At 45.0% G+C, this 24,628-nt stretch carries 26 protein-coding genes and 4 tRNA genes; 7 read left to right on the forward strand and 23 right to left on the reverse strand.

Annotated elements, in window-relative coordinates; genetic code table 11:
• Nucleotides 1-77: 77 nt before the first annotated feature.
• The 7 genes from AB4209_RS02185 to mutY form a co-directional block, all read right to left on the reverse strand.
• Nucleotides 78-153: transfer RNA gene (locus tag AB4209_RS02185), tRNA-Asn, on the reverse strand.
• A gap of 56 nt (nucleotides 154-209) precedes the next feature.
• A tRNA-Phe gene (locus AB4209_RS02190) sits at nucleotides 210-285 on the reverse strand.
• A 7-nt stretch (nucleotides 286-292) separates the two neighbouring features.
• Nucleotides 293-368 (reverse strand) — tRNA-Thr (locus tag AB4209_RS02195).
• A gap of 74 nt (nucleotides 369-442) precedes the next feature.
• Nucleotides 443-518, reverse strand: a tRNA-Phe gene (locus tag AB4209_RS02200).
• A 103-nt stretch (nucleotides 519-621) separates the two neighbouring features.
• Complete coding sequence (gene mltC / locus AB4209_RS02205; RefSeq protein ID WP_017063191.1) at nucleotides 622-1,755, reverse strand: membrane-bound lytic murein transglycosylase MltC; 1,134 nt, start codon at nucleotides 1,753-1,755, stop codon at nucleotides 622-624.
• Between the two features lie 69 nt (nucleotides 1,756-1,824).
• Nucleotides 1,825-2,097 carry an oxidative damage protection protein gene (locus AB4209_RS02210; protein WP_010435637.1) on the reverse strand — a complete coding sequence of 91 codons (273 nt, stop codon included), beginning with the start codon at nucleotides 2,095-2,097 and terminating at the stop codon, nucleotides 1,825-1,827.
• Between the two features lie 28 nt (nucleotides 2,098-2,125).
• Nucleotides 2,126-3,181 carry an A/G-specific adenine glycosylase gene (gene mutY / locus AB4209_RS02215; protein ID WP_372054658.1) on the reverse strand — a complete coding sequence of 352 codons (1,056 nt, stop codon included), beginning with the start codon at nucleotides 3,179-3,181 and terminating at the stop codon, nucleotides 2,126-2,128.
• Between the two features lie 165 nt (nucleotides 3,182-3,346).
• Between mutY and trmB the strand changes: the two genes are divergently transcribed.
• Together trmB and glsB are read left to right on the forward strand one after the other, a co-directional pair.
• Nucleotides 3,347-4,066, forward strand: a complete 720-nt coding sequence (gene trmB, locus AB4209_RS02220) for a tRNA (guanosine(46)-N7)-methyltransferase TrmB (protein ID WP_017062250.1) — start codon at nucleotides 3,347-3,349, stop codon at nucleotides 4,064-4,066.
• Nucleotides 4,067-4,415: 349 nt separating this feature from the next.
• The gene (glsB, locus tag AB4209_RS02225; RefSeq protein ID WP_017062249.1) at nucleotides 4,416-5,336 is read left to right on the forward strand and encodes a glutaminase B; all 921 of its coding nucleotides are present in this window, start codon (nucleotides 4,416-4,418) and stop codon (nucleotides 5,334-5,336) included.
• A gap of 145 nt (nucleotides 5,337-5,481) precedes the next feature.
• Here glsB and hemW read toward each other — a convergent pair whose 3' ends face one another.
• The 7 genes from hemW to AB4209_RS02260 all read right to left on the reverse strand — a co-directional run bounded on the left by hemW (nucleotide 5,482) and on the right by AB4209_RS02260 (nucleotide 10,332).
• On the reverse strand, nucleotides 5,482-6,669 hold the full coding sequence (gene hemW / locus AB4209_RS02230; RefSeq protein WP_017062248.1) for a radical SAM family heme chaperone HemW: 1,188 nt from the start codon (nucleotides 6,667-6,669) through the stop codon (nucleotides 5,482-5,484).
• On the reverse strand, nucleotides 6,669-7,268 hold the full coding sequence (locus tag AB4209_RS02235; protein WP_017062247.1) for an XTP/dITP diphosphatase: 600 nt from the start codon (nucleotides 7,266-7,268) through the stop codon (nucleotides 6,669-6,671). Before AB4209_RS02235 ends, hemW begins: the two co-directional genes overlap by 1 nt.
• A 48-nt stretch (nucleotides 7,269-7,316) precedes the next feature.
• A complete protein-coding gene (locus tag AB4209_RS02240; RefSeq protein ID WP_372054660.1) occupies nucleotides 7,317-7,748 on the reverse strand; it encodes a DUF4426 domain-containing protein in 432 nt (143 codons plus the stop codon).
• A gap of 28 nt (nucleotides 7,749-7,776) precedes the next feature.
• The gene (gene yggU, locus AB4209_RS02245; protein WP_017067797.1) at nucleotides 7,777-8,067 is read right to left on the reverse strand and encodes a DUF167 family protein YggU; all 291 of its coding nucleotides are present in this window, start codon (nucleotides 8,065-8,067) and stop codon (nucleotides 7,777-7,779) included.
• A gap of 29 nt (nucleotides 8,068-8,096) precedes the next feature.
• Complete coding sequence (locus AB4209_RS02250) at nucleotides 8,097-8,654, reverse strand: YggT family protein (protein ID WP_017067798.1); 558 nt, start codon at nucleotides 8,652-8,654, stop codon at nucleotides 8,097-8,099.
• Nucleotides 8,655-8,730: 76 nt separating this feature from the next.
• Nucleotides 8,731-9,549 carry a pyrroline-5-carboxylate reductase gene (proC, locus tag AB4209_RS02255; RefSeq protein ID WP_017069591.1) on the reverse strand — a complete coding sequence of 273 codons (819 nt, stop codon included), beginning with the start codon at nucleotides 9,547-9,549 and terminating at the stop codon, nucleotides 8,731-8,733.
• 78 nt (nucleotides 9,550-9,627) lie between these two features.
• A complete protein-coding gene (locus tag AB4209_RS02260; protein ID WP_017062243.1) occupies nucleotides 9,628-10,332 on the reverse strand; it encodes a YggS family pyridoxal phosphate-dependent enzyme in 705 nt (234 codons plus the stop codon).
• Nucleotides 10,333-10,358: 26 nt separating this feature from the next.
• On the opposite strand from AB4209_RS02260, the gene AB4209_RS02265 reads away from it, so the two are divergent.
• Complete coding sequence (locus AB4209_RS02265; protein ID WP_017062242.1) at nucleotides 10,359-11,396, forward strand: type IV pilus twitching motility protein PilT; 1,038 nt, start codon at nucleotides 10,359-10,361, stop codon at nucleotides 11,394-11,396.
• Between the two features lie 14 nt (nucleotides 11,397-11,410).
• On the forward strand, nucleotides 11,411-12,520 hold the full coding sequence (locus AB4209_RS02270; protein ID WP_017062241.1) for a PilT/PilU family type 4a pilus ATPase: 1,110 nt from the start codon (nucleotides 11,411-11,413) through the stop codon (nucleotides 12,518-12,520).
• Between the two features lie 74 nt (nucleotides 12,521-12,594).
• Here the strand turns inward: AB4209_RS02270 and AB4209_RS02275 are convergent, their stop codons facing one another.
• The 9 genes from AB4209_RS02275 to metK form a co-directional block, all read right to left on the reverse strand.
• A complete protein-coding gene (locus AB4209_RS02275) occupies nucleotides 12,595-12,732 on the reverse strand; it encodes a hypothetical protein (RefSeq protein WP_170791814.1) in 138 nt (45 codons plus the stop codon).
• 99 nt (nucleotides 12,733-12,831) lie between these two features.
• Complete coding sequence (gene ruvX, locus AB4209_RS02280) at nucleotides 12,832-13,254, reverse strand: Holliday junction resolvase RuvX (protein WP_004735480.1); 423 nt, start codon at nucleotides 13,252-13,254, stop codon at nucleotides 12,832-12,834.
• Nucleotides 13,255-13,314: 60 nt separating this feature from the next.
• Nucleotides 13,315-13,878 (reverse strand): YqgE/AlgH family protein, encoded by a 564-nt coding sequence (locus AB4209_RS02285; RefSeq protein WP_102394125.1) that lies wholly within the window; start codon nucleotides 13,876-13,878, stop codon nucleotides 13,315-13,317.
• Between the two features lie 116 nt (nucleotides 13,879-13,994).
• The gene (gshB, locus tag AB4209_RS02290) at nucleotides 13,995-14,945 is read right to left on the reverse strand and encodes a glutathione synthase (RefSeq protein ID WP_004735482.1); all 951 of its coding nucleotides are present in this window, start codon (nucleotides 14,943-14,945) and stop codon (nucleotides 13,995-13,997) included.
• Between the two features lie 9 nt (nucleotides 14,946-14,954).
• A complete protein-coding gene (gene rsmE, locus AB4209_RS02295; RefSeq protein WP_136981607.1) occupies nucleotides 14,955-15,686 on the reverse strand; it encodes a 16S rRNA (uracil(1498)-N(3))-methyltransferase in 732 nt (243 codons plus the stop codon).
• Between the two features lie 153 nt (nucleotides 15,687-15,839).
• Complete coding sequence (locus tag AB4209_RS02300; protein WP_017063198.1) at nucleotides 15,840-16,571, reverse strand: endonuclease; 732 nt, start codon at nucleotides 16,569-16,571, stop codon at nucleotides 15,840-15,842.
• Nucleotides 16,572-16,667: 96 nt separating this feature from the next.
• Nucleotides 16,668-17,168 carry a SprT family zinc-dependent metalloprotease gene (locus tag AB4209_RS02305; RefSeq protein ID WP_017062236.1) on the reverse strand — a complete coding sequence of 167 codons (501 nt, stop codon included), beginning with the start codon at nucleotides 17,166-17,168 and terminating at the stop codon, nucleotides 16,668-16,670.
• An 80-nt stretch (nucleotides 17,169-17,248) separates the two neighbouring features.
• Nucleotides 17,249-18,046: a DUF2189 domain-containing protein gene (locus AB4209_RS02310; protein ID WP_017062235.1), complete on the reverse strand. Its 798-nt coding sequence runs from the start codon at nucleotides 18,044-18,046 to the stop codon at nucleotides 17,249-17,251.
• Nucleotides 18,047-18,414: 368 nt separating this feature from the next.
• Entirely contained in the window at nucleotides 18,415-19,569 is a 1,155-nt protein-coding gene (gene metK / locus AB4209_RS02315) for a methionine adenosyltransferase (protein WP_017062234.1), read from the reverse strand.
• A gap of 355 nt (nucleotides 19,570-19,924) precedes the next feature.
• Here metK and tkt point away from each other — a divergent pair, with 355 nt between their 5' ends.
• The 3 genes from tkt (at nucleotide 19,925) to AB4209_RS02330 (ending at nucleotide 24,512) form a co-directional block, all read left to right on the forward strand.
• Nucleotides 19,925-21,919: a transketolase gene (gene tkt / locus AB4209_RS02320; protein ID WP_371721228.1), complete on the forward strand. Its 1,995-nt coding sequence runs from the start codon at nucleotides 19,925-19,927 to the stop codon at nucleotides 21,917-21,919.
• 213 nt (nucleotides 21,920-22,132) lie between these two features.
• A complete protein-coding gene (epd, locus tag AB4209_RS02325) occupies nucleotides 22,133-23,182 on the forward strand; it encodes an erythrose-4-phosphate dehydrogenase (RefSeq protein WP_032545627.1) in 1,050 nt (349 codons plus the stop codon).
• Between the two features lie 166 nt (nucleotides 23,183-23,348).
• Complete coding sequence (locus tag AB4209_RS02330; protein WP_017059064.1) at nucleotides 23,349-24,512, forward strand: phosphoglycerate kinase; 1,164 nt, start codon at nucleotides 23,349-23,351, stop codon at nucleotides 24,510-24,512.
• Nucleotides 24,513-24,628: the final 116 nt, after the last annotated feature.

A 24,628-nucleotide genomic window follows, 5' to 3' on the forward strand; every position in this document is an offset into this window, starting at 1 on the left:
GTCGGCACACTAAATTCTTTGCTTAAAGAGTTAAACTCTTCAATTAAAACCTCATATAAAATGAAGTCCTTTAAAAATGGCTCCCCTTGCAAGACTTGAACTTGCGACATACGGATTAACAGTCCGCCGTTCTACCAACTGAACTAAAGGGGAATTACTTGTCTCAACATCAGGTCTATAAAGACCATTATTTGTTAAGTACCAAATAATGGTGCCTCGAGGCGGAATCGAACCACCGACACGCGGATTTTCAATCCGCTGCTCTACCGACTGAGCTATCGAGGCAAAAGAATGGTGCCGACTACCGGAGTCGAACTGGTGACCTACTGATTACAAGTCAGTTGCTCTACCTACTGAGCTAAGTCGGCACACTAAATTCTTTATGCTTTTGTCCGTGTTGTTACTCCCTGTTAAAGAGTGTTGACACCAACAAATCAAATTGTGGTGCCCGGAGGCGGAATCGAACCACCGACACGAGGATTTTCAATCCTCTGCTCTACCGACTGAGCTATCCGGGCAACGGAGCGCTATTAAACGGATTTTCTGCATAACCGTCAACTCCTTTTTTGAAAATAACTAAAAAAACCGTTCGTTCGTTGTTTTTTTATTCAAAAGTGAGGGTTATGTTTTACCTTGGTTAAATTCTTTTTTGAATTGCGTTACTTTTTCGAGGTATCGGCGCGACTCTTTATTTGGATGCTTCTTGGTAAGCGCCCAGTAGGCTTGGCTCGGTTGCAGCGAGTTTAAGTCTTGCATTGCTCGCTTTCTGTCCTTACTGAAGGTATTGAGTACGCCACCAGTACCGCCGTTATAGGCTGAAATCATACTGTATTCAAGCGTTAATGGGTTTTTTACGTCTTTCAAATAACGATTTTTAAGGATGTAAAAGTATGCGGTGCCAGCATCAATGTTGTTTTCTGGATTGAATAAGTACTCAGGGCTTGGTTCACCAGGTTTCTTTTTGACGTGTTCAAATACATCTCGACCAGCGGTTTTAGGTACCACCTGCATAAGACCATAAGCATTAGCCCAGCTTACGGCGTACGGGTTGAAGCTACTCTCTGTCTTGATGATAGCGTAGATTAAATCTTCAGGGATGTCATAACGCTGAGACGCTCGTCGAACGATGTCGGCATATTGATAACTACGCTGGCTAGCGTGGTCGGCCACCATTGGGATTTCAACGTAGTAGGCTTTTTTAAAGTCGACTTCTTTGGTTTTTAGGTTATTCGCGATCAGGTAATCCGCAAACTGGTTCGCTCGCCAAGTCCATTGAATGGGCTTTTTTTCTTGGTCTACGACCTGATTATAGAGGAAAGGTTTGCCTTCTAGCTTGATGCTTTTAGAAGAGAATAGATCGACATGCGCCGGATCATCTGGCGTCAAAAGGGTCGTCATGATCGCATTTTTGAGGTGTTTTTTCGGTTCGGTAGAGGAAACCGTTTCCACCGTTATCAGGCCTTGGCTAAAATTCACTTCTGAACGACTTAAGTAATTATCTATGTATTTCACATAGTTACTCTTACCTGCTATCTTGATTTCACTGCTACCCCAACGTTTTTGAATGTTGCCTGAAAAGCTATCTATTAATGAATCTAGCGCCCCGGTATCTTTTTCAAATTGTCCGGGTAGCTCAGCTAAATTCTTCACAAACCGGTTGGTTGGCTCGTAATTGACATCATAAATGCTTTCGACAAATTCACGGCTGCAGCCAGTTAATAACATGGCTGTTAGGAAGTAACTTAGCTTTTTCATAGTTCCTCATACAAAAATGACATCGCAGCGTTAACCATGATGTCATTAAAAATTGCTTAAATAAATGTCTTATTCGCTTGGTGGAGTATAGCCATCAATTACGACATCTTTACCTTCAAAAAGGAAGTTAACCATCTCAGTTTCAAGAAGTTTACGATGCTCAGGATCCATCATGTTTAGCTTCTTTTCATTGATAAGCATAGTTTGCTTGCTTTGCCATTGTCCCCAAGCTTCTTTAGACACGTTGTCAAAGATACGCTTACCTAAGTCACCTGGGTAAAGTTGAAAATCTAGGCCTTCAGCATCTTTTTGAAGGCGAGCACAAAATACAGTGCGGCTCATAGTGGTTCCTCTTATCGCGTTCGTTGATTCAAACGTCGTCGTTCAGTTCAAAGGGTAGGCTCTCAATAAGCTGCTTTACAGGAGCGGCTAGGCCAATTTCTTCCGGTTTTGATAAGTTATACCAGAGACCTTTAGCCCCTTCCATTATCAAATCTGGTTGTTTATCTAATTTCACTAATACTGGCGTGATATCTAAGTGGTAGTGGCTGAAAGTGTGTCTAAACGCAATCATGGTCTTGATTGAATCTGTGTTTGTGATTGAACGAAGATCCAATTGGTGTTCGATTTCTGCGTTCTCATTTTGAGGGAAACAGAATAAGCCTCCCCAGATACCTGATTGAGGGCGCTGCTCAAGCCACACTTGGTTATCGTGATACAGGATTACAAACCATGTCTCTTTTACTGGTTTCTCTTTCTTTGGCTTTTTGCCAGGGAAGTCGAGTTGTCTATCGAGTTTTTTAGCTTCACACATGTTTTCAATTGGGCACAGAGTACATTTAGGCTTGCTACGAGTACAAACCATTGCTCCCATATCCATCATAGCTTGATTGTATTTATCGACATCTTGCTTTGGGGTGTGTGCCTCTGCGTGTTCCCAGAGTTGGTTTTCAACCTTCTTTTGACCAGGCCAGCCCTCGACAGCAAAGCTTCTTGCAAGCGTTCGCTTCACGTTACCATCAAGGATCGCATGAGGGAGCTTGTAAACAGAGGACAGAACGGCTGCCGCTGTTGAGCGGCCAATGCCTGGAAGCGCATTCATTTCTTCGAGGGAAAGTGGAAACTCCCCACCATATTGCTCTGCGACGATCTTGGCAGCTTTGTGTAGGTTACGAGCTCGTGCGTAGTAACCAAGCCCTGTCCATAGATGGAGCACTTCATCTTGCTCGGCGTTTGCTAGATCGATAACTGTTGGAAAACGTTCCAAGAAGCGTTGGTAGTATGGAATCACCGTGGTGACCTGAGTCTGCTGAAGCATGATTTCAGATAGCCAAACGGTGTAGGCGGTTTTGTTTTGTTGCCAAGGCAATTCTTTACGCCCGTAGGCGTCATACCACTTTAATATGGCGGTTGCGAAAGGAGTCACGACATGCTCTATGCTTTGCTATTATTAGAAGCGAAATTGCACCACACTTAACGTTGGATGTAAAACAGACAAATTGTGTGGGAATTTATCCACGGAAAGACTTGCACCGGAGGCAATTCTTTGGATAATCCCCGCTTTGATTAATCAATGTGCAGGCAAAAATCAATGAGTGAAGTGACCACTAACGAATATACTGAAGACGGCAAACTGGTTCGTAAGATCCGTAGCTTTGTTCGCCGCGAAGGCCGCTTAACAAAAGGCCAAGAGAACGCGATGAATGAATGTTGGCCAACAATGGGTATCGACTACAACCCAGAGCTTCTTAACTGGAAAGAAGTATTTGGCAACGATAACCCGGTTGTACTAGAGATTGGCTTCGGTATGGGTGCATCACTGGTTGAAATGGCAAAGAACGCACCTGAGAAAAACTTCTTAGGTATTGAAGTTCATAGCCCGGGTGTTGGTGCGTGTTTAGGTACAGCTCGCGATGCTGGCGTAACTAACCTGCGTGTAATGTGTCACGATGCTGTAGAAGTATTTGAACACATGATCCCAGATAGCAGCCTGCATACTCTGCAACTGTTCTTCCCTGACCCATGGCACAAAGCTCGTCACCATAAACGTCGTATCGTTAAGGCTGAGTTTGCAGAGATGGTTCGCGGCAAGCTTCAACTTGATACTGGTGTTTTCCACATGGCAACAGACTGGGAAAACTACGCAGAACATATGATTGAAGTGATGAACGTAGCTCCAGGCTTCGAAAACATCGCTGAAGATGGTGATTACATCCCTCGTCCGGATGAGCGCCCGCTAACTAAGTTTGAAGCGCGTGGCCACCGTTTAGGTCATGGTGTTTGGGACATTAAGTTCAAGCGTACTAAGTAACTTCGAATCAAATTAAGTGAAAGGTAATCCGACTTAGGGTTTAACCCCTACACTTTATGGGATTGATTAAAGCCAACATTATTGTAATGTTGGCTTTTTTGTCCTTAGGCTTTTATTTCAGTAAAGGCTTAACGACAGAAAGTAATACCAATCACAGTAAGTAAGTGATCAGAAATAGCGTAGGAAAAAGGCTTGAGAACAAGGCAGCATTTTTCGATAAGTAGTTACTCTACAATCAAAAATTCTAACGCAGTTATCGAGCATTTTAACAAGCTAGAGTGAGCAGTTATTTACTACGATTGGTATATGTTACACCCCTACAAAAATAACAATATAGAAGTAAGCGCACATGAAACCAACTCAAGCTATTTTGGCCGAGATCTTAGACGAAGTTCGTCCTTTAATTGGACAGGGAAAGGTCGCTGATTATATCCCTGCACTGGCTCGCGTATCGAACCAGAAACTGGCGATCGCGGTATACACCAATGAAGGTGAGGTGATTAAAGCAGGCGATGCTGAAGAAGCATTTTCTGTGCAATCTATTTCTAAAGCCTTGAGCCTGACGCTAGCTATGGTGCTATATAAGCCTGAAGAGATTTGGCAAAGAGTAGGCAAAGAGCCTTCTGGTCAAGCCTTTAACTCGATGATTCAGCTTGAGATGGAGTATGGTATTCCCCGCAACCCGTTCATCAATGCGGGGGCAATTGTCGTTGCAGACCTACTACAAAGCCGCTTGTCTGCGCCTAGGCACCGCTTGTTAGAGTTTGTGCGTCAGTTATCGGGTGATACTCATATTGTGTATGACAAGGTGGTAGCGGCTTCAGAAATGATGCACAGCGATCGTAATGCTGCCATTGCTTATTTGATGCGTTCATTTGGTAATTTTGAGAATGATGTTATCCCAGTTCTGAATAACTACTTCCACGCTTGTGCGCTTAAAATGACGTGTGTGGATTTGGCAAAAACCTTTAGCTATTTAGCAAACAAAGGCGTGTCGGTTCAAACCAAGAAAGAGATCATCACGCCAGTTCAAACCAAGCAGTTGAATGCTTTGCTTGCGACGTGTGGCTTGTACGATGGGGCTGGTGAGTTTGCCTACCGTGTTGGTATGCCAGGAAAATCGGGCGTTGGTGGCGGTATTATTGCTATCGTTCCTGGCGAAATGACGATTGCGGTGTGGTCTCCAGAGCTTGATCCTTCTGGCAACTCGCTCGCAGGTACTAAGGCTCTAGAGTTGCTTTCAGAGCGAATTGGTCGTTCTATTTTCTAAGAGAAAGATTCGAGCACGGACGTTGTCCTATAGAACGCTTCGCTCCGAGAGAGGGCTATAAAACAAAAAGGGTTGACCCTAAAGCCAACCCTTACGCAATGCTTCTCGAATCTCGAATCTCGAATCTCGAATCTCGAATCTCGAACTACTCGTCTTCTTCTGCCATAAAGGCTTCTAACAGATCATTGAGAAACAGCTTTCCTTTTTCAGTGATCTGCCAGTGAGTGTCGGTTTCCTTCAAGTAGCCTAGCTCTTTTGCCCATTCAATCGTTTTTTGAATCGAGTCAAAACCAAGCCCTGTCGTATCAATGAAATCCTGCTTTGGACATGCTTCCATTAACCTAAAGCGGTTCATGAAAAACTCAAAAGGGCGGTCTTCATTCGGCACTTCAAATTCATCTGATAGATAAGGTTTTACCATGTTTTGGTACGCAGCTAGATAGCCTCTAGGGTGCTTAACCTTAGTGGTACGAACAATGCGTCCATCTGTAAAGCTCAGCTTGCCATGAGAGCCACAGCCAATACCTAGATAGTCACCAAAGCGCCAGTAGTTGAGGTTATGTTGGCACTGATATCCCGGCTTGCTGTAGCCTGAAATTTCGTACTGCACATACCCAGCGTCTGCGAGCTTCTTATGGCCTAGGTCGAAGATATCCCAAAGGTCATCATCATCAGGCAGCGTTGGTGTTTTGTAATAGAACATGGTGTTAGGTTCTATTGTTAGCTGATACCAAGATAAGTGCGGAGGGTCGAGTTCTATCGCTTTATCCAAATCAGCCAACGCTTGTTCAATACTCTGATCGGGTAAGCCGTGCATTAAGTCTAAGTTGAAACTATTCAATCCAATCTTATGCGCTAAATGAGCGGCATTTACCGCTTCATCTTGACCATGAATACGCCCAAGTCTTTCCAGTTTCTCTTGCTCAAAACTTTGCACACCCACCGAGATTCGAGTAATGCCTGCCTTTTGGTAACCTGCAAAACGCTCAGCTTCGATAGTTCCCGGGTTGGCTTCCATGGTGATTTCTATTTCAGGTTTGAACGGGATGCGCTGTTCAATGCCTTGTAACAATCGGCCAATTCCTTCAGGAGAAAACAGGCTTGGGGTACCGCCACCAATAAAGATCGAATGCAGTGGGCGAGGCATACCATTGAGCTGATATTTTTCGATATCAGTATCGAGATCTTCAAGCAGTGCATCGATGTACTCTTTTTCAGGGATCTCGGCTTTCAGAGCGTGAGAGTTAAAATCACAATACGGACACTTTTGTACACACCATGGGATGTGTACATAGAGGCTAAGTGCGGGTGGTATTAGCGCTGCATTGTGCATTACAGAGCTTGCTCCTTGAGAGTCTTGAATAGTGACGCAAGCGCTTTACCACGGTGTGATAGTTGTTTCTTACGCGAAGATTCAAGCTCTGCTGAGGCGCAGTTATCTTCTGGTACAAAGAACACAGGATCGTAGCCAAAGCCATTCTCACCGTGTTCTTCAGTAAGAATACGACCTTCCCATTTACCGTGACACACTAGAGGTGTTGGATCATTCTCGTGACGCATTAGCACCAACACACAGTGGAAACGCGCAGTACGCTTTTCAGTTTCGACACCTTGCATCGCATCTAATAGTTTTTTGATGTTCTGCTTATCGGTTGCCCCTTCACCTGAGTAACGCGCTGAATAGATACCTGGCGCACCATTTAAGTAATCAACCTCTAAACCTGAGTCGTCAGCAATGGCTGGCAGCCCTGTTTCTTTCGCTGCGTGGCGAGCTTTGATGATGGCATTTTCAATGAAAGTCGTTCCTGTTTCAGCGACTTCTGAAACGTTAAATTCACTTTGCGCGACAACGTCAAAACCAAACTCAGACAGAATATCTGCCATCTCGCGAACTTTACCTTGGTTGCCTGTTGCTAAAACAATCTTACTCATGGGAATGTAGCTCTAAATAAGTTAATAAATGAAAAGTAAGGTTTGAGCTTACTCTTCTATATAGAATTTCTGTGTGAAACGCAGTGGACCAGTGCCTTTTAGGCCTGCGTTCACATCGATGTCGAAGGTGATGTTTTCTTCGTGAGTTACGGGGAACTCAGCAAGGTAATAAATCGCATCGCCTTCTTTGATTTCTCGAAACTTCAAAGTACGGGTGTTTCCAACGAGGTTCTTCGCTGTTCCCGTAATTTTAGCCGTTGTCGCAGGCCTGCCTAGAGAAGCCTTGTCTAACACGCTGATGTTGAGGATTGCTGAGTATCCATTTCGCTTAAGTTTGTATTGCTTAGCGACTTGCGAAGTTAAGAACGTGGAATTAAAAGCCGAGTAATGAACCTCGACATCCTTAATGTTCTTAAATTGCCCTGCTGAGCTTGGTAAGGCAACAAGAGCGGTGAGTAGTGCTGTTATCCATAAACGCATAATGACTCCAATAAATAGCAAAAAGCCATCATAGGATGGCTTTGACTTCAGTTGGGATTTGGCTTGGCGAGCATATTCGAACTTGCTTGTGCCTACCGAGATCTCCCTTTTCTATCTTAATTTGCCCTTTTGCGACCTTAAACTGTTTCGCAAGGTATTTCGCTAAATGGGCATTGGCTTTGCCATCTACTGGTGGAGCAGTAATGGCAATTTTCAGTTCCTGACCGTGCAAGCCGACAATTTTGTCTCGGCTTGCTTTGGGTTGGATATAGAGCCTAAGAAGAATATCGTCTTCCTCGGCCCAAACCGCTTTTGGCATCGTCAAAGTACCTGATGTTTGTACTTGAATTATAGCTGATACCAAATAGGGCCAATCATGTCGCCCATTAGGAAGTTCGCAAATTGCAGAACAATGAACAGAACCAGTACGCTTAGGTCGAAACCACCCATGTCCGGAAGGATACGGCGGATAGGCACTAGCATTGGTTCAGTCAGTTGATGGAATACGTACTCGATTGGACTACGACCTTGGCTTACCCAGCTTAGGATTGCACGGATAAGTAGAACCCAGAAGATCAAACCACCAGCCGCTTTGAGCAGAGACAGTGCACCAAAGATAAGGAAGCTAATATCGAAAACGGCAGCGCCGCCAGAGATAATCAGGTTTAGAGCAACGAACTTAAGTACACACAGCACATAAGCGAAAACAACGGTCGCTAGATCAAGGCTGCCGATTGATGGAATAACTCGGCGTAGTGGGGCAACAACCGGTTGTGTCGCTTTTACGATGAATTGTGAGAATGGGTTGTAGAAATCTGCACGTGATGCTTGTAGCCAGATACGCAAGATCACAACCATGATGTAAAGATCAAAAACGGTCGAGATCAGAAAGCTCATCGAGTTCATATTGTTTCCTTTTTCGGATTTACTTGTCGCTTAGATATAACCAGAGCGGCAAAATGCTTGTTTACCTTGATTGGTACTAAAACAGTTTTTCCATCTCTTCAGCTCGAGCAACCGCCGCTTGCATGGCTTTTGCTACGATGTCTGATAGTTGATGTTCGTTAAACGTGCGTAGTGCTTCTGCGGTCGTGCCGCCTTTGGATGTCACTTGTTCACGCAGTGTTGATAATTCAGTATCTTGGTTTGCTACCACCATCTCTGCCGCGCCTAATGCAGACTGCTGCACTAGCTTACGAGCGGTTTCTTGGTCAAAACCTTGCTTGATTGCTTCAGCTTGCATCGCTTCCATAAACAGGAAGAAGTAAGCCGGAGCGCTACCCGCCGCCGCAATGATGTTGTTGATTCCAGACTCTTGTTCAACCCAACTTACTTCACCAACAGCTTGCATCAGCTGAGAAGCAAAGTCTTTATCATCTTGGCTGACAGTTGCATCGGCATAAAGACCACTCATCCCTTTACCAAGCAGTGATGGCGTGTTTGGCATCACACGAACAAGGTTCAGTTGGCAGTTTAACATCTCATTAAGTCGATTCGCATTAATACCCGCGGCAATTGAGATAACCAGTTTGTTGCTGAAGTCGATATCTTGTAAGGGTTTACATACATCAGCCATCATTTGTGGCTTCACGGATAACACAACAACGTCTGCTTGCTCTGCTGCTGCAATATTATCGCTGGTGGTATTGATGCCGTATTCTTGTTCTAACGGCAGCCTTCTTGTTTCTGAAGGTGCTGTCGCAGTAATCTTTTGCGCTGGGTAACCACTAGCAACTAAGCCAGCTACAATTGAGCGAACCATGTTTCCCGCCCCAATAAAGGCGATGTTCTTATGTACCATATATAAAATCCTGAGCGTGTCGCTGCGCGGATAAGGCGAAGCGGTATCAATACTTGTACTTGTCGTTACTTACTACGGCTATTTCGCGTAATCACGAGCGCCGAAAATAGCTGTTCCAATACGAACCATTGTGCTGCCAGCCTCAACTGCTGCATCCATATCACCACTCATCCCCATCGAAAGGGTATCAATGTCTGAATACTTCGCGGCTAGCTTGTCTTTAAGCTCTGCCAGTTGAGAAAATGCATTAAGCTGAGATTGATAGTCAGATACGTTTGCAGGAATCGACATCAATCCTCTTAAGGTGAGGTTGGGGAGCGATGAAATCAACTCCGCGAGTGCAAAAACTGTCTCTTCTGAGGTTCCAGATTTGGACTCTTCACCACTGGTGTTTACCTGAATCAACACTTGCAAAGGTGGAAGTTCGCTTGGTCGTTGATCATTAAGCCTTTGTGCGATCTTATCGCGATCGACGGAATGCACCCATTGAAAGCTTTCCGCGATTGGGCGGGTTTTATTGGATTGAATTGGACCAATAAAATGCCACTCTAAATTTAGGTTAGAATGTTGTTCTGAAAAGTGTTTTACTTTATCTACACCTTCTTGAACATAGTTTTCACCAAAGGCAACTTGGCCTCCGAGTGCGGCTTCTAGAATCGCATCAATAGGTTTAGTTTTGCTGACGGCTAAAAGTTGCACGGACTCTGGAGCTCGTCCGCACTTTTGCTCAGCACTACGAATCTGTGAGGTGATTTGTTCGATATTTTGTTGAATACTACTCATAGCTGACTTTACTTAAGGGAAAATAAATGGATATCACTGAGTTACTAGATTTTAGTGTAAAGCATAACGCGTCAGATCTACATCTTTCTGCGGGTGTATCTCCAATGGTACGTATAGATGGTGAAGTAAGGAAGCTTGGAATCCCAGCTTTGAGTCATGCTGATGTGCATCGTTTGGTTTTTGAGATCATGAGCGATTCACAACGCGGCGAGTTTGAAGAAAAACTGGAAGTCGACTTCTCTTTTGAATTACCCAATGTTGGTCGCTTTCGTGTTAATGCGTTTAACCAAGCCCGTGGCTGCTCAGCTGTCTTTCGAACTATCCCTGTCGAAATCCCGACTTTAGATCAGTTAGGTGCACCTGAGATCTTCGAAAGGATTGCTAACTACGAAAAAGGGTTAGTGCTCGTCACTGGTCCAACTGGCTCTGGTAAATCAACGACTCTTGCGGCGATGGTTGATTACGTAAATCGCAACCACAATAAGCATATTCTGACGATTGAAGACCCGATTGAATTCGTTCACACCAATAATAAATGCCTAGTCAACCAGCGTGAAGTTCACCGTGATACTCACAGTTTTAAAGCGGCACTGCGCAGTGCGTTACGTGAAGACCCAGACGTGATTCTGGTTGGTGAACTTCGTGACCAAGAGACGATTAGCTTAGCGTTAACCGCAGCAGAAACGGGTCACTTGGTCTTTGGTACTCTGCACACCAGTTCTGCGGCTAAAACGATCGACCGTATTATCGATGTGTTCCCAGGTAGCGATAAAGATATGGTTCGTTCGATGTTGTCTGAATCACTGCGCTCGGTGATAGCCCAGAAGCTGTTAAAGCGTGTTGGTGGTGGTCGTGTGGCGTGTCATGAAATCATGATGGCAACACCGGCGATCAGAAACTTGATTCGTGAAGATAAGGTCGCTCAGATGTACTCGATCATTCAAACGGGCGCAGCGCACGGCATGCAGACCATGGAACAAAATGCGAAGCAGCTGATGGCGCAGGGCTTGGTTGATTCGGAAGAGGTCGAGAAAAAGATCGAAATTGAAACCTCAATGTTTTAATCAAGGTGGACACAATGGAATTGAATCAAATCCTTGAGGGAATGCTTTCTCAAAAGGCATCGGATCTTTATATCACGGTTGATGCGCCAATCCTTTTTCGTGTGGATGGTGAATTACGCCCTCAAGGAGAGAAGCTGAATGCGGCTCAAGTTGCTCAATTACTTGATGCGATGATGGAACAAGACCGACGTGATGAATATCAGCAAACGCGTGAGGCTAATTTTGCGATTGTGCGTGACTTTGGTCGTTTTCGTGTCAGTGCATTCTTTCAGCGAGAGCTACCTGGAGCGGTCATTCGACGTATCGAGACTAACATCCCAACCTTTGAGCAACTAAAGCTTCCTGATGTACTACAGGACCTATCAATAGCTAAGCGCGGACTTGTGCTGGTGGTTGGTGCGACAGGCTCTGGTAAGTCGACCTCAATGGCTGCAATGACAGGCTATCGCAACACCAATCGCTCGGGACATATCTTGACGGTTGAAGACCCGATTGAATTTGTGCATGAACATAAAAAGTGCATCGTGACACAGCGTGAAGTTGGACTCGACACCGAGAGCTATGAAGTCGCGCTTAAGAACTCGCTACGCCAAGCACCAGACATGATCTTGATTGGCGAAATCCGTAGCCGTGAGACCATGGAATACGCGATGACCTTTGCTGAAACGGGTCACTTGTGTATGGCAACCTTGCACGCCAATAACGCTAACCAAGCGCTAGAGCGTATTCTTCATTTGGTGCCGAAAGAGCAGAAAGAACAGTTCTTGTTTGACCTATCGATGAACCTGCGTGGTGTCGTCGCTCAGCAACTCATTCGCGACAAGAATGGCAGCGGGCGTCATGGTGTATTCGAGATTCTGCTGAATAGCCCTCGTGTTTCTGACTTGATTCGTCGTGGTGAACTACACGAACTGAAAGCAACCATGGCTAAATCGAAAGAGATAGGTATGCAGACCTTTGACCAAGCTTTGTATGATTTAGTGATAGCAGGCAAGATCAGCGAAGAGGATGCGTTCCACAGTGCCGATTCTGCTAATGACTTGCGCTTAATGCTCAAAACTAGACGTGGTGATGACGACTACGGAACTGGGGCGTTGGCTGGTGTGAAGATAGATATGGGGTGATAAAAAATGCCTGATTTGATTCTAGGTTAAAATCAGGCGTTCATCATATTCATCGTTCGACTGCGTCTGTATTATCAACGCTTCTTGTTCTTAGGCTCGCTGATTACGTCTGCGTCAGTCGAAGTATGATTCATATAACCTGCATTATTGGAGCTTGTCGAACTGCATGCTGATATTGCTAGAGCTACGAAGATTGCTAGAAAAATTTTCATGTGAACTCCCACTTACCTAATAATGAATTGCTTCGACATTACGTCGTAATATCATTATAGGATCACAAAGGAGTTTAATCTTTGAGCTCTTAATTTTCGTTATGAATATTGTGCTTCAAACCAGCTCTCTAAAATGACGACTGCAGACTGGTTATCGACATTGCCTTTGCTTAGCGCTTTATAGCCGCCCATTTCAAAAAGGTCGGCCCTTGCTTCTGTCGTAGAAAGTCTTTCATCATGCAGTTCAACATCGACACCAAAGCGCCCTTTTAGGCGATTGGCAAACTTCTTCGCCCTTGGTGTAATCGCGGCTAGATCTTTACCATGAAGATCGGTAGGAAGACCAACCACGATAAGATTCGGCTGCCACTCCTTAATTTGCTTTTCGATATCGTCCCAATTTGGGATGCCATCTTTGGCTTTAAAAGCTTTTAGAGGGCTTGCGGTGCCCGTGATTTCTTGTCCTATCGCACTGCCGATACTTTTTGTACCGTAGTCAAATGCCATAATTGTTCGTGACATGGGGTTTCCAAATTTATCTGTGTTTGAGAGTGTCTGTTTATTTTATTTAGCTGATTTGAACTAGGCGTGGCCAGCGTCTGCTGAAAGCTGAGCCGCATTTATTCCTAACATCTGCACGGCGACTTTCCAGCGGTCAGAAATCGGTGTATCGAAGATGACCTTCGGATCGGCTTCAACGGTTAACCATGAGTTCTCGGTCAGTTCGGTTTCCAGTTGTCCCGGTTCCCATCCTGCATACCCAAGTGCGACTAAATAATTCATCGGCTCATCTTCTGTGCCCAACACCATCAAGATATCTTTTGAAGTCGTCACCGAGATTTGATCTGTCATGTTGATGCTGGATTGATAGCTGCCTTTAGGTTTGTGCAAAATAAATCCACGGTCTTCTGCGACCGGCCCACCGTTCAATACTGGCTTATCAAGACTTGCTTGGTTGGATTTCGGCTGCTCAGAATCAACCTTAACTTGTTTAAGCATGCTGCCGACAGTGACATCGATAGGGGCGTTGATCATCAAACCCATCGCGCCTTCGTCATTGTGCTCACAAAGGTAAATCACCGAATTTTGAAAGTATGGGTCTTTCATTCCGGGCATAGCAACCAGAAAGTGGTTCGTTAAATTCATAGAGCCTCCTGCCAGTGTGTTCCCAGTAAAGGAAAAAGAGCGGCGTAAAGCCGCTCATTGTTCTTTGCCTAGATATTTCTGTGTTTTCGAATAGCTAAGGCTTTCTTTAGTTTAGGCTATTTAGCGTTAACGCGACGCTCAATTGCATCCATTAATTTACCTGTAACTGAAATATCAAAAGCGGCTTCAATTTCACGGATACAAGTAGGGCTAGTCACGTTAATTTCAGTCAGCTTGTCGCCGATAACATCAAGCCCAACAAAGATTAAGCCTTTCTCTTTCAGTGCTGGAGCAACTGCTCTTGCGATAGCCCAGTCTGTTTCACTTAGAGGACGAGCTTCACCTGTACCGCCAGCAGCAAGGTTACCTCGAGTTTCCCCTTTTGCAGGAATACGCGCTAGACAGTAAGGCATTGGCTCACCGTCAACCACAAGAATACGCTTATCACCATTGCTGATGTCTGGAACAAAAGTTTGTGCCATTGCGTAGTTCTGACCGTGGTTGGTCAAGGTTTCAATAATAACTGATACGTTTGGATCGCCTTCTTTCACACGGAAGATAGACGCGCCGCCCATGCCATCAAGTGGTTTTAGAATCACGTCGCCGTGTTCTTCTCGGAACGCTTTAATTTTTTCAGCTTTACGAGTCACGATGGTGGTCGGTGTCAGTTCAGGGAACCATGCCGTGAACAACTTCTCGTTACAGTCACGTAGGCTTTGTGGTTTGTTGACGATCAGTGCGCCGTTCTCTTCAGCACGCTCAAGAATGTAAGTTGCGTAGATGTACTCAGTATCAAACGGAGGATCTTTACGCATTAGTACCGCATCTAAATCAGATAGCGCGATAGTCTGTTCTGATTTGAACTCGTACCAACCGTTTGGATCTTCTTTTAGTTCAACAACCTTAGTGTCAGCAATGGCTACGCCTTGATCTAAATGTAGATCATCCATTTCCATGTAATGGATTTCGTAACCACGACGCTGAGCTTCAAGCATCATGGCAAAGCTAGAGTCTTTTTTGATGTTAATGGATGAAATTGGATCCATTACGATGCCAAGTTTGATCATTTTTTTCTCCTAGCCTAGATCGCCAAAACGGACTTGTAAGGCAGTAATTGCGGTTAGAGCTGCTGTTTCGGTACGAAGTACACGTGGGCCGAGTAGCGTCTCTTCAAATTTGTATTGTTCTGTCATGTCGATTTCTTCAGCCGACAAGCCACCTTCAGGGCCGATCAATAGGCGTACCTTACTGATAGGTTCTGGAAGGGTATTAATTGAGTATTTTGCACGAGGATGTAAGTTCAGCTTTAATGCTTCACTCGGTTCGCTACACCACTCTTCAAGTTGCATGATAGGGCGAATGACTGGAACCGTATTGCGGCCACACTGTTCACACGCCGCGATAGCAATCTTTTGCCACTGTGCGAGTTTTTTCTCGAAGCGTTTTGTATCAAGCTTAACGCCACAGCGCTCTGAAATTAAAGGGGTAATGGTGTTCACACCAAGCTCAACCGATTTCTGAATCGTGAACTCCATTTTGTCGCCACGTGAAATCACTTGGCCTAAATGTAAGTCTAACGGAGATTCGCTGCTGCGTTCGATGCGTTCAGAAACATTAACGGTGACATTTTTCTTTGATACTTCGGCTATCGTCGCAGGGAATTCAGCGCCACTGCCATCAAATAGAAGGACTTCTTGGCCTTCTTTCATGCGAAGGACACGACCAACATGACCCGCGGCATCTTCGCCTAAAGCGAGTGAACCTAACTGATGAATGCGTTCTGGGTGATGAATACGAGGGATTCTCATGCTGGTAAACCTATAAATATGTTCATTTGGGTATTTTGTCTCTGCCTAACATGGATGCTTTTAGTTGAAAAAACAAGGGTAGAGCAAGAGTTTCAGGGGCAATTCTGAAACTCTTGTTTGAGATAGTTAGGAATGTTGATTGTACGAGCGACGTTATTTACAAGCAGGGTAAACAAATGGGTTGTGATTACCTTGGATGGCATAGATTCGCTCATCACGAGTACATTCCCACTTGTCGACAGGAAATTGCTTGTTCCACGCCATCATTAGGTTGGTCTGTTGCTTAGATAGTTTGAAACCATACTCTTGGCTCATGTAAAGGTAAGTACGCGCGATAGAGCCTTTTGCTCTGTCTGGCGGCATAACTTTACGCTGCTTGAAGTTGACCTGCATTTCACACTGACCATAGCTCACACCATCCATGCCATTCCACTGACTGAAGTTGTAGTTGGAGCGATCACCGTTAACCTCGCCAATGGCCGGAGTTAGGTTGTGAAGGTCGGCTTCCATGGATTTGAATATTTTGTCATTGCGAGTGCAGTTCTTGCGCCCACCATCTTGCCAACACTGACGCTGGTGGCCAAATTGCCAAGCTGGAACCACGTGTTCCCACTCAATTCGACTCGCCCGCTTTTGTTGTTTTCGGACTTGATAGCCACAGCCATCAAGGTCGGGAATGCCTTTCTTTTTGTCCTTCCATGTAATGTCACAGCCGCAATAAAATGAAGTCGGATGGTCGAGGTAAATCTTCACCGCTTCTCTTTTTGCTTTGGAAAATGAGCTCGGTGGTGCGGCGAGAACGCTTTGGGTTACCAGTAGGCCAAATACTATTGTTAAGTAAAAAGATACAGGTAGGCCAAATGCTTTGAAGGTGAGTTTTTGCATAGAAAAAGACTGATAAAAGTATGATAAACATCAGTCTAGCACTCAAATGTTAGATCTCTCTATTAGATTTGTTCTACCGAGTAAATCAACCTGTCACTAGCTTAGTTGAGTTCCCGTGAAAGCTAAGGTTTGCTGGCACAATTGGCAGCGGTAGGTCGATTGATTCCGAAGTACTTTGTTGTGTCGTCTGATTGATAATGGGTAAGTGGTGCACTCACATCGATATTCAAAGGTTTTCCCTTGAACTGAAGCTATTTCAAAGCTGTGAGTTGTTCTGGCTGGCACGTTGAATACTTTTTCCATCACGTATTTCCACTCGTTTCCGTGAGGCCTAACACGTCCGAAAACCTGATGCGTGATCAGGTGTGCGAGTTCATGTGGCACAACCTCGTTGATGAAGGCATCTTCATTTTCAGAAAATAGTACGTGGTTGAGCTTAATTTCGTTGAGCTGAAGGTAGGCCTTTCCCGCCGCTTTGCCTCTTAACTTGAAGGTGATAGTTGGGTGTGGAAATTCACGAGAGAAATGTTGATTTGCGATAGCTAGGCATTCGGCCAATTTCTTATTTGCTCGGTGTTGTTGCGGGGTGTAAGACAAACGTTGTTAACTCCAAATAAAAGGCCTCAGCGTTTAAACCAAGGCCTAATCATAACATTGCTTGTTGATCTAGCGATGCTTTACACGTGATGTTTTTTCTTAATGATCTCGTGATAAGCGTGCCATGTAGCATAGCCAAGTAGCGGCATGGTGACGATCATTCCGATGCCGTAGGTGGCAAAACCCACCAAAATACCGGCACAAATAATACTCGCCCAAACCACCATTGCAGGGATGTTCGATTTCACGGCATTAAAGCTAGTGAAAATCGCACTCATCACATCAACGCGTCTCTCCATCATTAACGGAATTGAAAATGCTGAGATGCTAAATATGAGGCTTGCGATAACAAAACCAATCACAGAACCCGTAATTAAGAAGGGAGCGAACTCAGCCAGTGGTGCGCCTTGCACTGAAGGGTAGAGCGCGTGCAATAACGCAGCGATACGCATCCAGAATATCATCGCAACCATCAATACGATCGCAAAGGCCCATTGGTGGGTGGAGTTGCGAGTGATGGCTTTCATCGAGTGCAGTAGGCTTGCGTTGTGGCCTTTTTCTCTTTCCCAAGCTGCGTCATACAAGCCCAGAGCAAGAAACGGCCCTATTAGCATGTACACGATCAGGCTTGGCATTACGACCAAGTGTGTTCCTTGCCATTGGACAAGCTGAACAATGGCGATTGCCGCTCCCATAAAGCACAAACCGTAGAATGCGCTGATTAATGGCATTCTTACTAAGTCATGCAGAGCAAGCGACAACCAATGAAAGGGTGCGGAAATACTGATTTGGTTACAAGGAATGGTGCGAGCGTAATCCTTATCGCTGACCTTGTGTTTTTTATCGTTCAGTTCGGATGGGTGCGCGGTACGAGGCATAGATCCCCCTAGTTAAATAACGTCCTAGTTATAATTCCATAAGGCTCATCGATGTGGCTTGTGTGAGAGTTATGGTGTTGAGCTAAATTGCTCTTTGTCATCCCAGTTTTTGTTCTAGCGTGCATTTAACGAGCGTTATCAGGCTGAATTAATTTAAGTTAAATGTGAGCTTGATCTCTTAGGAGTTACCTTAACTATTGTCAGTAGTGTTAGAAAACACAAATTATCAGCGGTTTTTTATACTAAGTGGTTAACGGTAAAGAAGGGCATTAGAGAAGAGAATGGCGAGTGAAAGTAAGGTAAGTACATAAAAATAAAGCCCTTACTAAGAAGTAAGGGCTTTAAAGAAACAAATCGCAGTGGCTAAATTATTTTAGGCCAGCGAAGTCCGCAAGGATTGCTGCTTTGTCAGTCGCTTCCCAAGGGAACTCTTCACGACCGAAGTGGCCGTATGCAGCAGTCTGCTTGTAGATAGGCTGAAGAAGGTTCAACATCTCTTGAAGACCGTATGGACGTAGGTCGAAGTTTTGACGAACTGCTTCAATGATAATTTCGTGAGCTACTTTTTCAGTACCAAACGTTTCAACCATGATAGATGTTGGATCAGCAACACCGATAGCGTAAGACAGTTGAATCTCACAACGGTCAGCCATGCCAGCAGCAACGATGTTTTTCGCAACGTAACGAGCCGCGTAAGCTGCAGAACGGTCAACTTTTGATGGATCTTTACCAGAGAATGCACCGCCACCGTGACGAGCTGCGCCGCCGTAGGTATCAACGATGATCTTACGACCTGTTAGACCACAGTCACCCATTGGGCCACCGATTACGAAACGGCCTGTTGGGTTGATGAAGAAGTTAGTGTCTTTGTTGATCCACTCAGCAGGAAGTACTGGTTTGATGATCTCTTCCATTACTGCTTCACGTAGATCCGGTGTTGTTACTGAATCGCAGTGTTGAGTCGAAAGAACAACAGCGTCGATACCAACGATTTTACCTTGGTCGTATTGGAACGTAACTTGAGATTTCGCATCAGGGCGAAGGAAGTCAAGTTTACCGCTCTTACGTACTTCAGCTTGCTTCTTAACAAGAAGGTGAGAGTAAGTAATTGGAGCCGGCATTAGGATTGGTGTTTCGTTAGTCGCGTAACCAAACATGATGCCTTGGTCGCCTGCGCCTTGCTCTTTAGGGTCTTCTTTATCAACACCTTGGTTGATGTCTGGAGACTGCTTACCAATTGTGTTTAGAACAGCACAAGAGTCAGCGTCAAAGCCCATATCAGAATGAACGTAACCAATTTCACGTACTGTTTCACGAGTGATTTCTTCGATATCAACCCATGCAGACGTTGTTACTTCACCGCCAACCATAACCATGCCGGTTTTAACGTAAGTCTCACAAGCAACACGTGCTTTTGGATCTTGTTCCAAGATGGCATCAAGAACAGCATCAGAGATTTGGTCTGCAATTTTATCTGGATGGCCTTCTGAAACAGATTCAGAAGTGAATAGGTGCTTAGCCATGAGAGCTCCACTTTTAGTTTTTGGTGTAAATAGTTTATGGCGTCGCAAGCTAGGAAGCGCGCCATTAAATACAGTATATTTTGTAGGTGTTTCTACATCTAGACGGCTATTCTAAATTCCAGCGGTCGAATTACAAGCTCTTTTTTATGATATGTCATAACTAATCGTTTGCGTATCGATTGAGATAAGCCACTGCCAAGTGATGTAAATGTTCGAAAATTGCGAAAAATGACCGTTAAAATGCCAGTAAAACGTTTGCAGTCGCAATAGTCGTTTGAGAGAATACCCGCGCTAATTAAAATGAAAACATTAGCACTATCTCTTTTTTAAATCGCTTATGTATCCAGGAGCAGACATGCCTTCTCGTAAAGATCTAGCCAATGCAATCCGCGCACTTAGCATGGACGGTGTTCAACAAGCAAATTCAGGCCACCCAGGCGCACCTATGGGTATGGCTGACATCGCTGAAGTTCTTTGGCGTGGCCACTTGAACCACAACCCAGCAAACCCAGAGTGGGCTGACCGCGACCGTTTTATCCTGTCTAACGGCCATGGTTCAATGTTGATTTACTCTCTGCTTCACCTTGCAGGCTACGAGCTTTCAATTGAAGATCTGAAAAACTTCCGTCAACTGCACTCTAAGACTCCAGGTCACCCAGAGTACGGTTACGCTCCTGGTATCGAGACAACGACGGGTCCTCTAGGTCAAGGCATCACTAACGCTGTTGGTATGGCAATGGCAGAGAAAGCACTGGCTGCCCAGTTCAACAAAGAAGGCCACGACATCGTAGACCACTACACTTATGCATTCATGGGTGATGGCTGTCTGATGGAAGGTATCTCTCACGAAGCATGTTCTCTAGCAGGTACGCTTGGTCTTGGTAAGTTGGTTGCTTTCTGGGATGATAATGGTATCTCTATCGATGGTGAAGTTGAAGGTTGGTTCTCTGACGATACACCTAAGCGTTTTGAAGCTTACGGCTGGCATGTAATCCCAGCGGTAGATGGTCACGACTCTGACGCTATCAATGCAGCAATTGAAGCGGCTAAAGCGGACCCTCGTCCAACACTTATCTGTACTAAAACTATCATCGGTTTTGGTTCTCCAAACAAGGCAGGTACGCACGACTGTCACGGTGCCCCACTAGGCGCTGATGAAATCACAGCAACTAAAGCGGCACTGGGTTGGGAACACGGTCCTTTCGAAATCCCAGCGGATATCGCAGCTGAGTGGAATGCAAAAGAAGCAGGCGCAGCGAAAGAAGCAGCGTGGAATGCTAAGTTTGACGCATACGCAGCGGCTTACCCTGAGCAAGCAGCAGAATTCAAACGTCGCACTAACGGCGAACTTCCAGCTGAGTGGGAAGAGAAAGCAAACGCAATCATTGCTGATCTTCAAGCTAACCCAGCAAACATCGCTTCACGTAAAGCATCTCAAAACGCATTAGAAGCGTTTGGTCAAATGCTACCAGAATTCATGGGTGGCTCTGCTGACCTTGCGCCTTCTAACCTAACTATGTGGTCTGGTTCTAAGTCTCTTGAAGCAACTGACTTCTCTGGTAACTACATCCACTACGGTGTACGTGAATTCGGTATGACGGCTATCATGAACGGCATCGCTCTGCACGGTGGTTTCGTACCATACGGCGCAACGTTCCTAATGTTCATGGAATACGCGCGTAACGCAATGCGTATGGCTGCTCTGATGAAAGTTCAGAACATCCAAGTTTACACGCACGACTCTATCGGTCTTGGCGAAGATGGTCCAACTCACCAACCAGTTGAGCAAATCGCTTCTCTACGTCTAACGCCAAACATGAGCACATGGCGCCCATGTGACCAAGTTGAGTCTGCTGTTGCTTGGAAACTGGCTATTGAGCGTAAAGATGGTCCTTCATCTTTAATCTTCTCTCGTCAAAACCTTGCACAACAAGATCGTAATGCTGAGCAAGTAGCTAACATCGCTAAGGGTGGTTACATCCTGAAAGATTGTGAAGGCAAGCCTGAGCTAATCATCATTGCAACAGGTTCTGAAGTTGAGCTTGCTGTTGAAGCTGCTGCACAGTTAACCGCTGAAGGTAAAGCAGTACGCGTAGTATCTATGCCTGCAACTGACGCGTTCGACAAGCAAGATGCTGAATACCGTGAGTCTGTACTTCCATCTGACGTTACTGCTCGTATCGCTGTAGAAGCTGGCATCGCTGACTTCTGGTACAAGTACGTTGGTTTCGGTGGCAAGATCATCGGTATGACAACGTTCGGCGAATCTGCACCAGCAGGCGAGCTATTCAAGATGTTCGGTTTCACTACTGAAAACGTAGTAAACACCGCGAAAGAGCTTCTTGCTTAATCATTGATTGCTAGCTTAGTGCTAACAATGAAATGAATAAAAAAACCGAGCGCTGAGCTCGGTTTTTTGTCTCTGGGATTTGTTTCTCCTAGACTCATCTCTATAAGCAACAGATCAATCTGTCATGAACAAGCTGAGTTATTCAAGTAATGCCTTTTGGGTAGGATTCAGTTATCATCTGTTGCACGAAATTTTGGTTAGATGTACGGAACTATGCTAAAAGTCGCGATAAATGGATTTGGACGAATAGGGCGTAATGTATTGCGCGCTGTCTATGAAAGTGGCAAAAGCCAACAAATCAAAGTAGTAGCGGTCAATGAGCTTGCTCAGCCTGACGCTATGGCTCACCTATTGCAGTACGACACCAGTCACGGCCGCTTCGGTAAGAAAATCTCTAACGATCAAGAGCACATTTATGTCCATCATGGCATTGGTGCTGAAGACAAGGGTGAGTTTGATACCATTCGTATCTTACATCTTGCTGATATTGAGCTGTTGCCTTGGCGTGACCTTGAGGTGGATATCGTTCTCGATTGTACCGGTGTTTATGGTTGCCGAGATGACGGCCTCGCGCACATTGCTGCAGGGGCGAAAAAGGTACTGTTTTCTCACCCCGGTGCCAATGACCTCGATAACACCATTATCTATGGTGTGAACCACGATACCATCGAAGCGGACCACCAAATCGTTTCCAATGGTTCGTGCACCACCAACTGTATTGTCCCTATCATTAAGGTTCTTGATGACGCCTTTGGTATCGAGTCCGGTACGATTACGACTATTCACTCTTCAATGAATGATCAACAAGTTATCGATGCGTACCACAGCGATTTGCGTCGTACTCGAGCAGCAAGCCAATCGATCATTCCTGTCGATACCAAGTTGCATAAAGGTATTGAAAGAATCTTCCCGAAATTTTCCAACAAATTTGAAGCTATATCTGTGCGTGTGCCGACGGTAAACGTAACAGCGATGGATTTAAGTGTCACAATTAATGCAAATGTGAAAGTTAATGACGTAAATCAAACCATTGTTAATGCATCCCAGTGTACATTACACAATATAGTTGACTATACTGAAGCGCCGCTCGTTTCCATCGACTTTAATCACGATCCCCATAGCGCAATCGTTGATGGTTCACAAACGCGAGTGAGCAACGGCCACTTAGTTAAAATGCTAGTGTGGTGTGATAATGAATGGGGCTTTGCGAACCGAATGCTGGATACGGTTCTTGCAATGCAAGCTTCTGAAGGCAAGAAGTAAGACCTAGAAGCAAATGTGCGGATTATTTATTTTTTAGCTTGAAATAAATACTAAGAGTCCACATATTATTAGTAGTGAAAGAATTACCAGTTGAATAATTTATAGGCTTAGCAGGGTTGCTGAGTTTCCAAAACTTTATATTTATTTAAATTTGAGAGGACAAATCATGTCTGTGATCAAGATGACTGACCTGGAACTTGCAGGTAAACGCGTATTTATCCGTGCTGACCTAAACGTACCAGTAAAAGACGGTAAAGTAACTTCAGATGCACGTATCCTTGCATCTCTACCAACTATCAAACTTTGCCTAGAAGCTGGCGCAAAGGTAATGGTTACTTCTCACCTTGGTCGTCCTACTGAAGGCGAATACAACGAAGAGTTCTCTCTAGCTCCTGTAGTTAACTACCTAAACGACGCACTAGACTGCGAAGTTAAACTAGCTAAAGATTACGTAAACGGCCTAGAGCTAAACGCTGGTGAACTTGTTGTTCTTGAAAACGTTCGTTTCAACAAAGGCGAGAAGAAGAACGAAGAAGCACTTTCTAAGCAATACGCTGCACTATGTGACATCTTTGTAATGGATGCATTCGGTACAGCTCACCGTGCTCAAGCTTCTACACACGGCGTTGGTACTTACGCTCCTGTAGCATGTGCTGGCCCTCTTCTAGCTGCTGAGCTTGAAGCGCTTGGTAAAGCAATGGACAACCCAGCTCGCCCACTAGTGGCTATCGTTGGTGGTTCTAAAGTTTCTACTAAACTAACCGTTCTAGAATCTCTTTCTAAAATTGCTGACCAGCTTGTTGTTGGTGGTGGTATCGCGAACACATTCATCGCTGCTGAAGGCCACAACGTAGGTAAGTCTCTATACGAAGCTGACCTAGTTGAAACGGCTCAAAAGCTAATGAAAGAGTGTGCTATCCCAGTAGCAACTGACGTTGCATGTGCTAAAGCATTCGACGAAAACGCAGAAGCTGAAATCAAGCACGTTTCTGAAGTTCAAGACGACGACATGATCTTCGACCTTGGTCCAGATTCAACTGCGGCACTAGCTGAAATCATCGGCAACGCGAAAACAATCCTTTGGAACGGCCCTGTAGGCGTATTCGAATTCAAGAACTTCGAAGCGGGTACAGCTGGTATCTCTAAAGCAATCGCTGAGTCTGCAGGTTTCTCTGTAGCAGGTGGTGGTGACACGCTAGCAGCTATCGATAAGTTCGGTATCAAAGCTGACGTTTCTTACATCTCTACTGGCGGTGGCGCTTTCCTTGAATTCGTTGAAGGTAAAGTACTTCCTGCAGTAGCAATGCTTGAAGAGCGTGCTAAAGCATAATTGATTTAGAAAGGCGAGATGTGAATCTCGCCTTTTAACGTTTGCTGCATATCACACTTTTTTGCTAGAATGGCATAAGTTGTGAGCAAACGATTGCAAGTTTTTAAACTTAAGTT

The organism is Vibrio sp. 10N.286.48.C11, assembly GCF_041469805.1.
Classification (GTDB): domain Bacteria; phylum Pseudomonadota; class Gammaproteobacteria; order Enterobacterales; family Vibrionaceae; genus Vibrio; species Vibrio crassostreae_C.

Coding starts and splice junctions, on each gene's coding strand:
- mltC (WP_017063191.1), bottom strand. CDS start 1,755: ATGAAAAAGCTAAGTTACTTCCTAACAGCCATGTTATTAACTGGCTGC.
- AB4209_RS02210 (WP_010435637.1), bottom strand. CDS start 2,097: ATGAGCCGCACTGTATTTTGTGCTCGCCTTCAAAAAGATGCTGAAGGC.
- trmB (WP_017062250.1), top strand. CDS start 3,347: ATGAGTGAAGTGACCACTAACGAATATACTGAAGACGGCAAACTGGTT.
- glsB (WP_017062249.1), top strand. CDS start 4,416: ATGAAACCAACTCAAGCTATTTTGGCCGAGATCTTAGACGAAGTTCGT.
- hemW (WP_017062248.1), bottom strand. CDS start 6,669: ATGCACAATGCAGCGCTAATACCACCCGCACTTAGCCTCTATGTACAC.
- AB4209_RS02235 (WP_017062247.1), bottom strand. CDS start 7,268: ATGAGTAAGATTGTTTTAGCAACAGGCAACCAAGGTAAAGTTCGCGAG.
- AB4209_RS02240 (WP_372054660.1), bottom strand. CDS start 7,748: ATGCGTTTATGGATAACAGCACTACTCACCGCTCTTGTTGCCTTACCA.
- yggU (WP_017067797.1), bottom strand. CDS start 8,067: ATGCCAAAAGCGGTTTGGGCCGAGGAAGACGATATTCTTCTTAGGCTC.
- AB4209_RS02250 (WP_017067798.1), bottom strand. CDS start 8,654: ATGAACTCGATGAGCTTTCTGATCTCGACCGTTTTTGATCTTTACATC.
- proC (WP_017069591.1), bottom strand. CDS start 9,549: ATGGTACATAAGAACATCGCCTTTATTGGGGCGGGAAACATGGTTCGC.
- AB4209_RS02260 (WP_017062243.1), bottom strand. CDS start 10,332: ATGAGTAGTATTCAACAAAATATCGAACAAATCACCTCACAGATTCGT.
- AB4209_RS02265 (WP_017062242.1), top strand. CDS start 10,359: ATGGATATCACTGAGTTACTAGATTTTAGTGTAAAGCATAACGCGTCA.
- AB4209_RS02270 (WP_017062241.1), top strand. CDS start 11,411: ATGGAATTGAATCAAATCCTTGAGGGAATGCTTTCTCAAAAGGCATCG.
- AB4209_RS02275 (WP_170791814.1), bottom strand. CDS start 12,732: ATGAAAATTTTTCTAGCAATCTTCGTAGCTCTAGCAATATCAGCATGC.
- ruvX (WP_004735480.1), bottom strand. CDS start 13,254: ATGTCACGAACAATTATGGCATTTGACTACGGTACAAAAAGTATCGGC.
- AB4209_RS02285 (WP_102394125.1), bottom strand. CDS start 13,878: ATGAATTTAACGAACCACTTTCTGGTTGCTATGCCCGGAATGAAAGAC.
- gshB (WP_004735482.1), bottom strand. CDS start 14,945: ATGATCAAACTTGGCATCGTAATGGATCCAATTTCATCCATTAACATC.
- rsmE (WP_136981607.1), bottom strand. CDS start 15,686: ATGAGAATCCCTCGTATTCATCACCCAGAACGCATTCATCAGTTAGGT.
- AB4209_RS02300 (WP_017063198.1), bottom strand. CDS start 16,571: ATGCAAAAACTCACCTTCAAAGCATTTGGCCTACCTGTATCTTTTTAC.
- AB4209_RS02310 (WP_017062235.1), bottom strand. CDS start 18,046: ATGCCTCGTACCGCGCACCCATCCGAACTGAACGATAAAAAACACAAG.
- metK (WP_017062234.1), bottom strand. CDS start 19,569: ATGGCTAAGCACCTATTCACTTCTGAATCTGTTTCAGAAGGCCATCCA.
- tkt (WP_371721228.1), top strand. CDS start 19,925: ATGCCTTCTCGTAAAGATCTAGCCAATGCAATCCGCGCACTTAGCATG.
- epd (WP_032545627.1), top strand. CDS start 22,133: ATGCTAAAAGTCGCGATAAATGGATTTGGACGAATAGGGCGTAATGTA.
- AB4209_RS02330 (WP_017059064.1), top strand. CDS start 23,349: ATGTCTGTGATCAAGATGACTGACCTGGAACTTGCAGGTAAACGCGTA.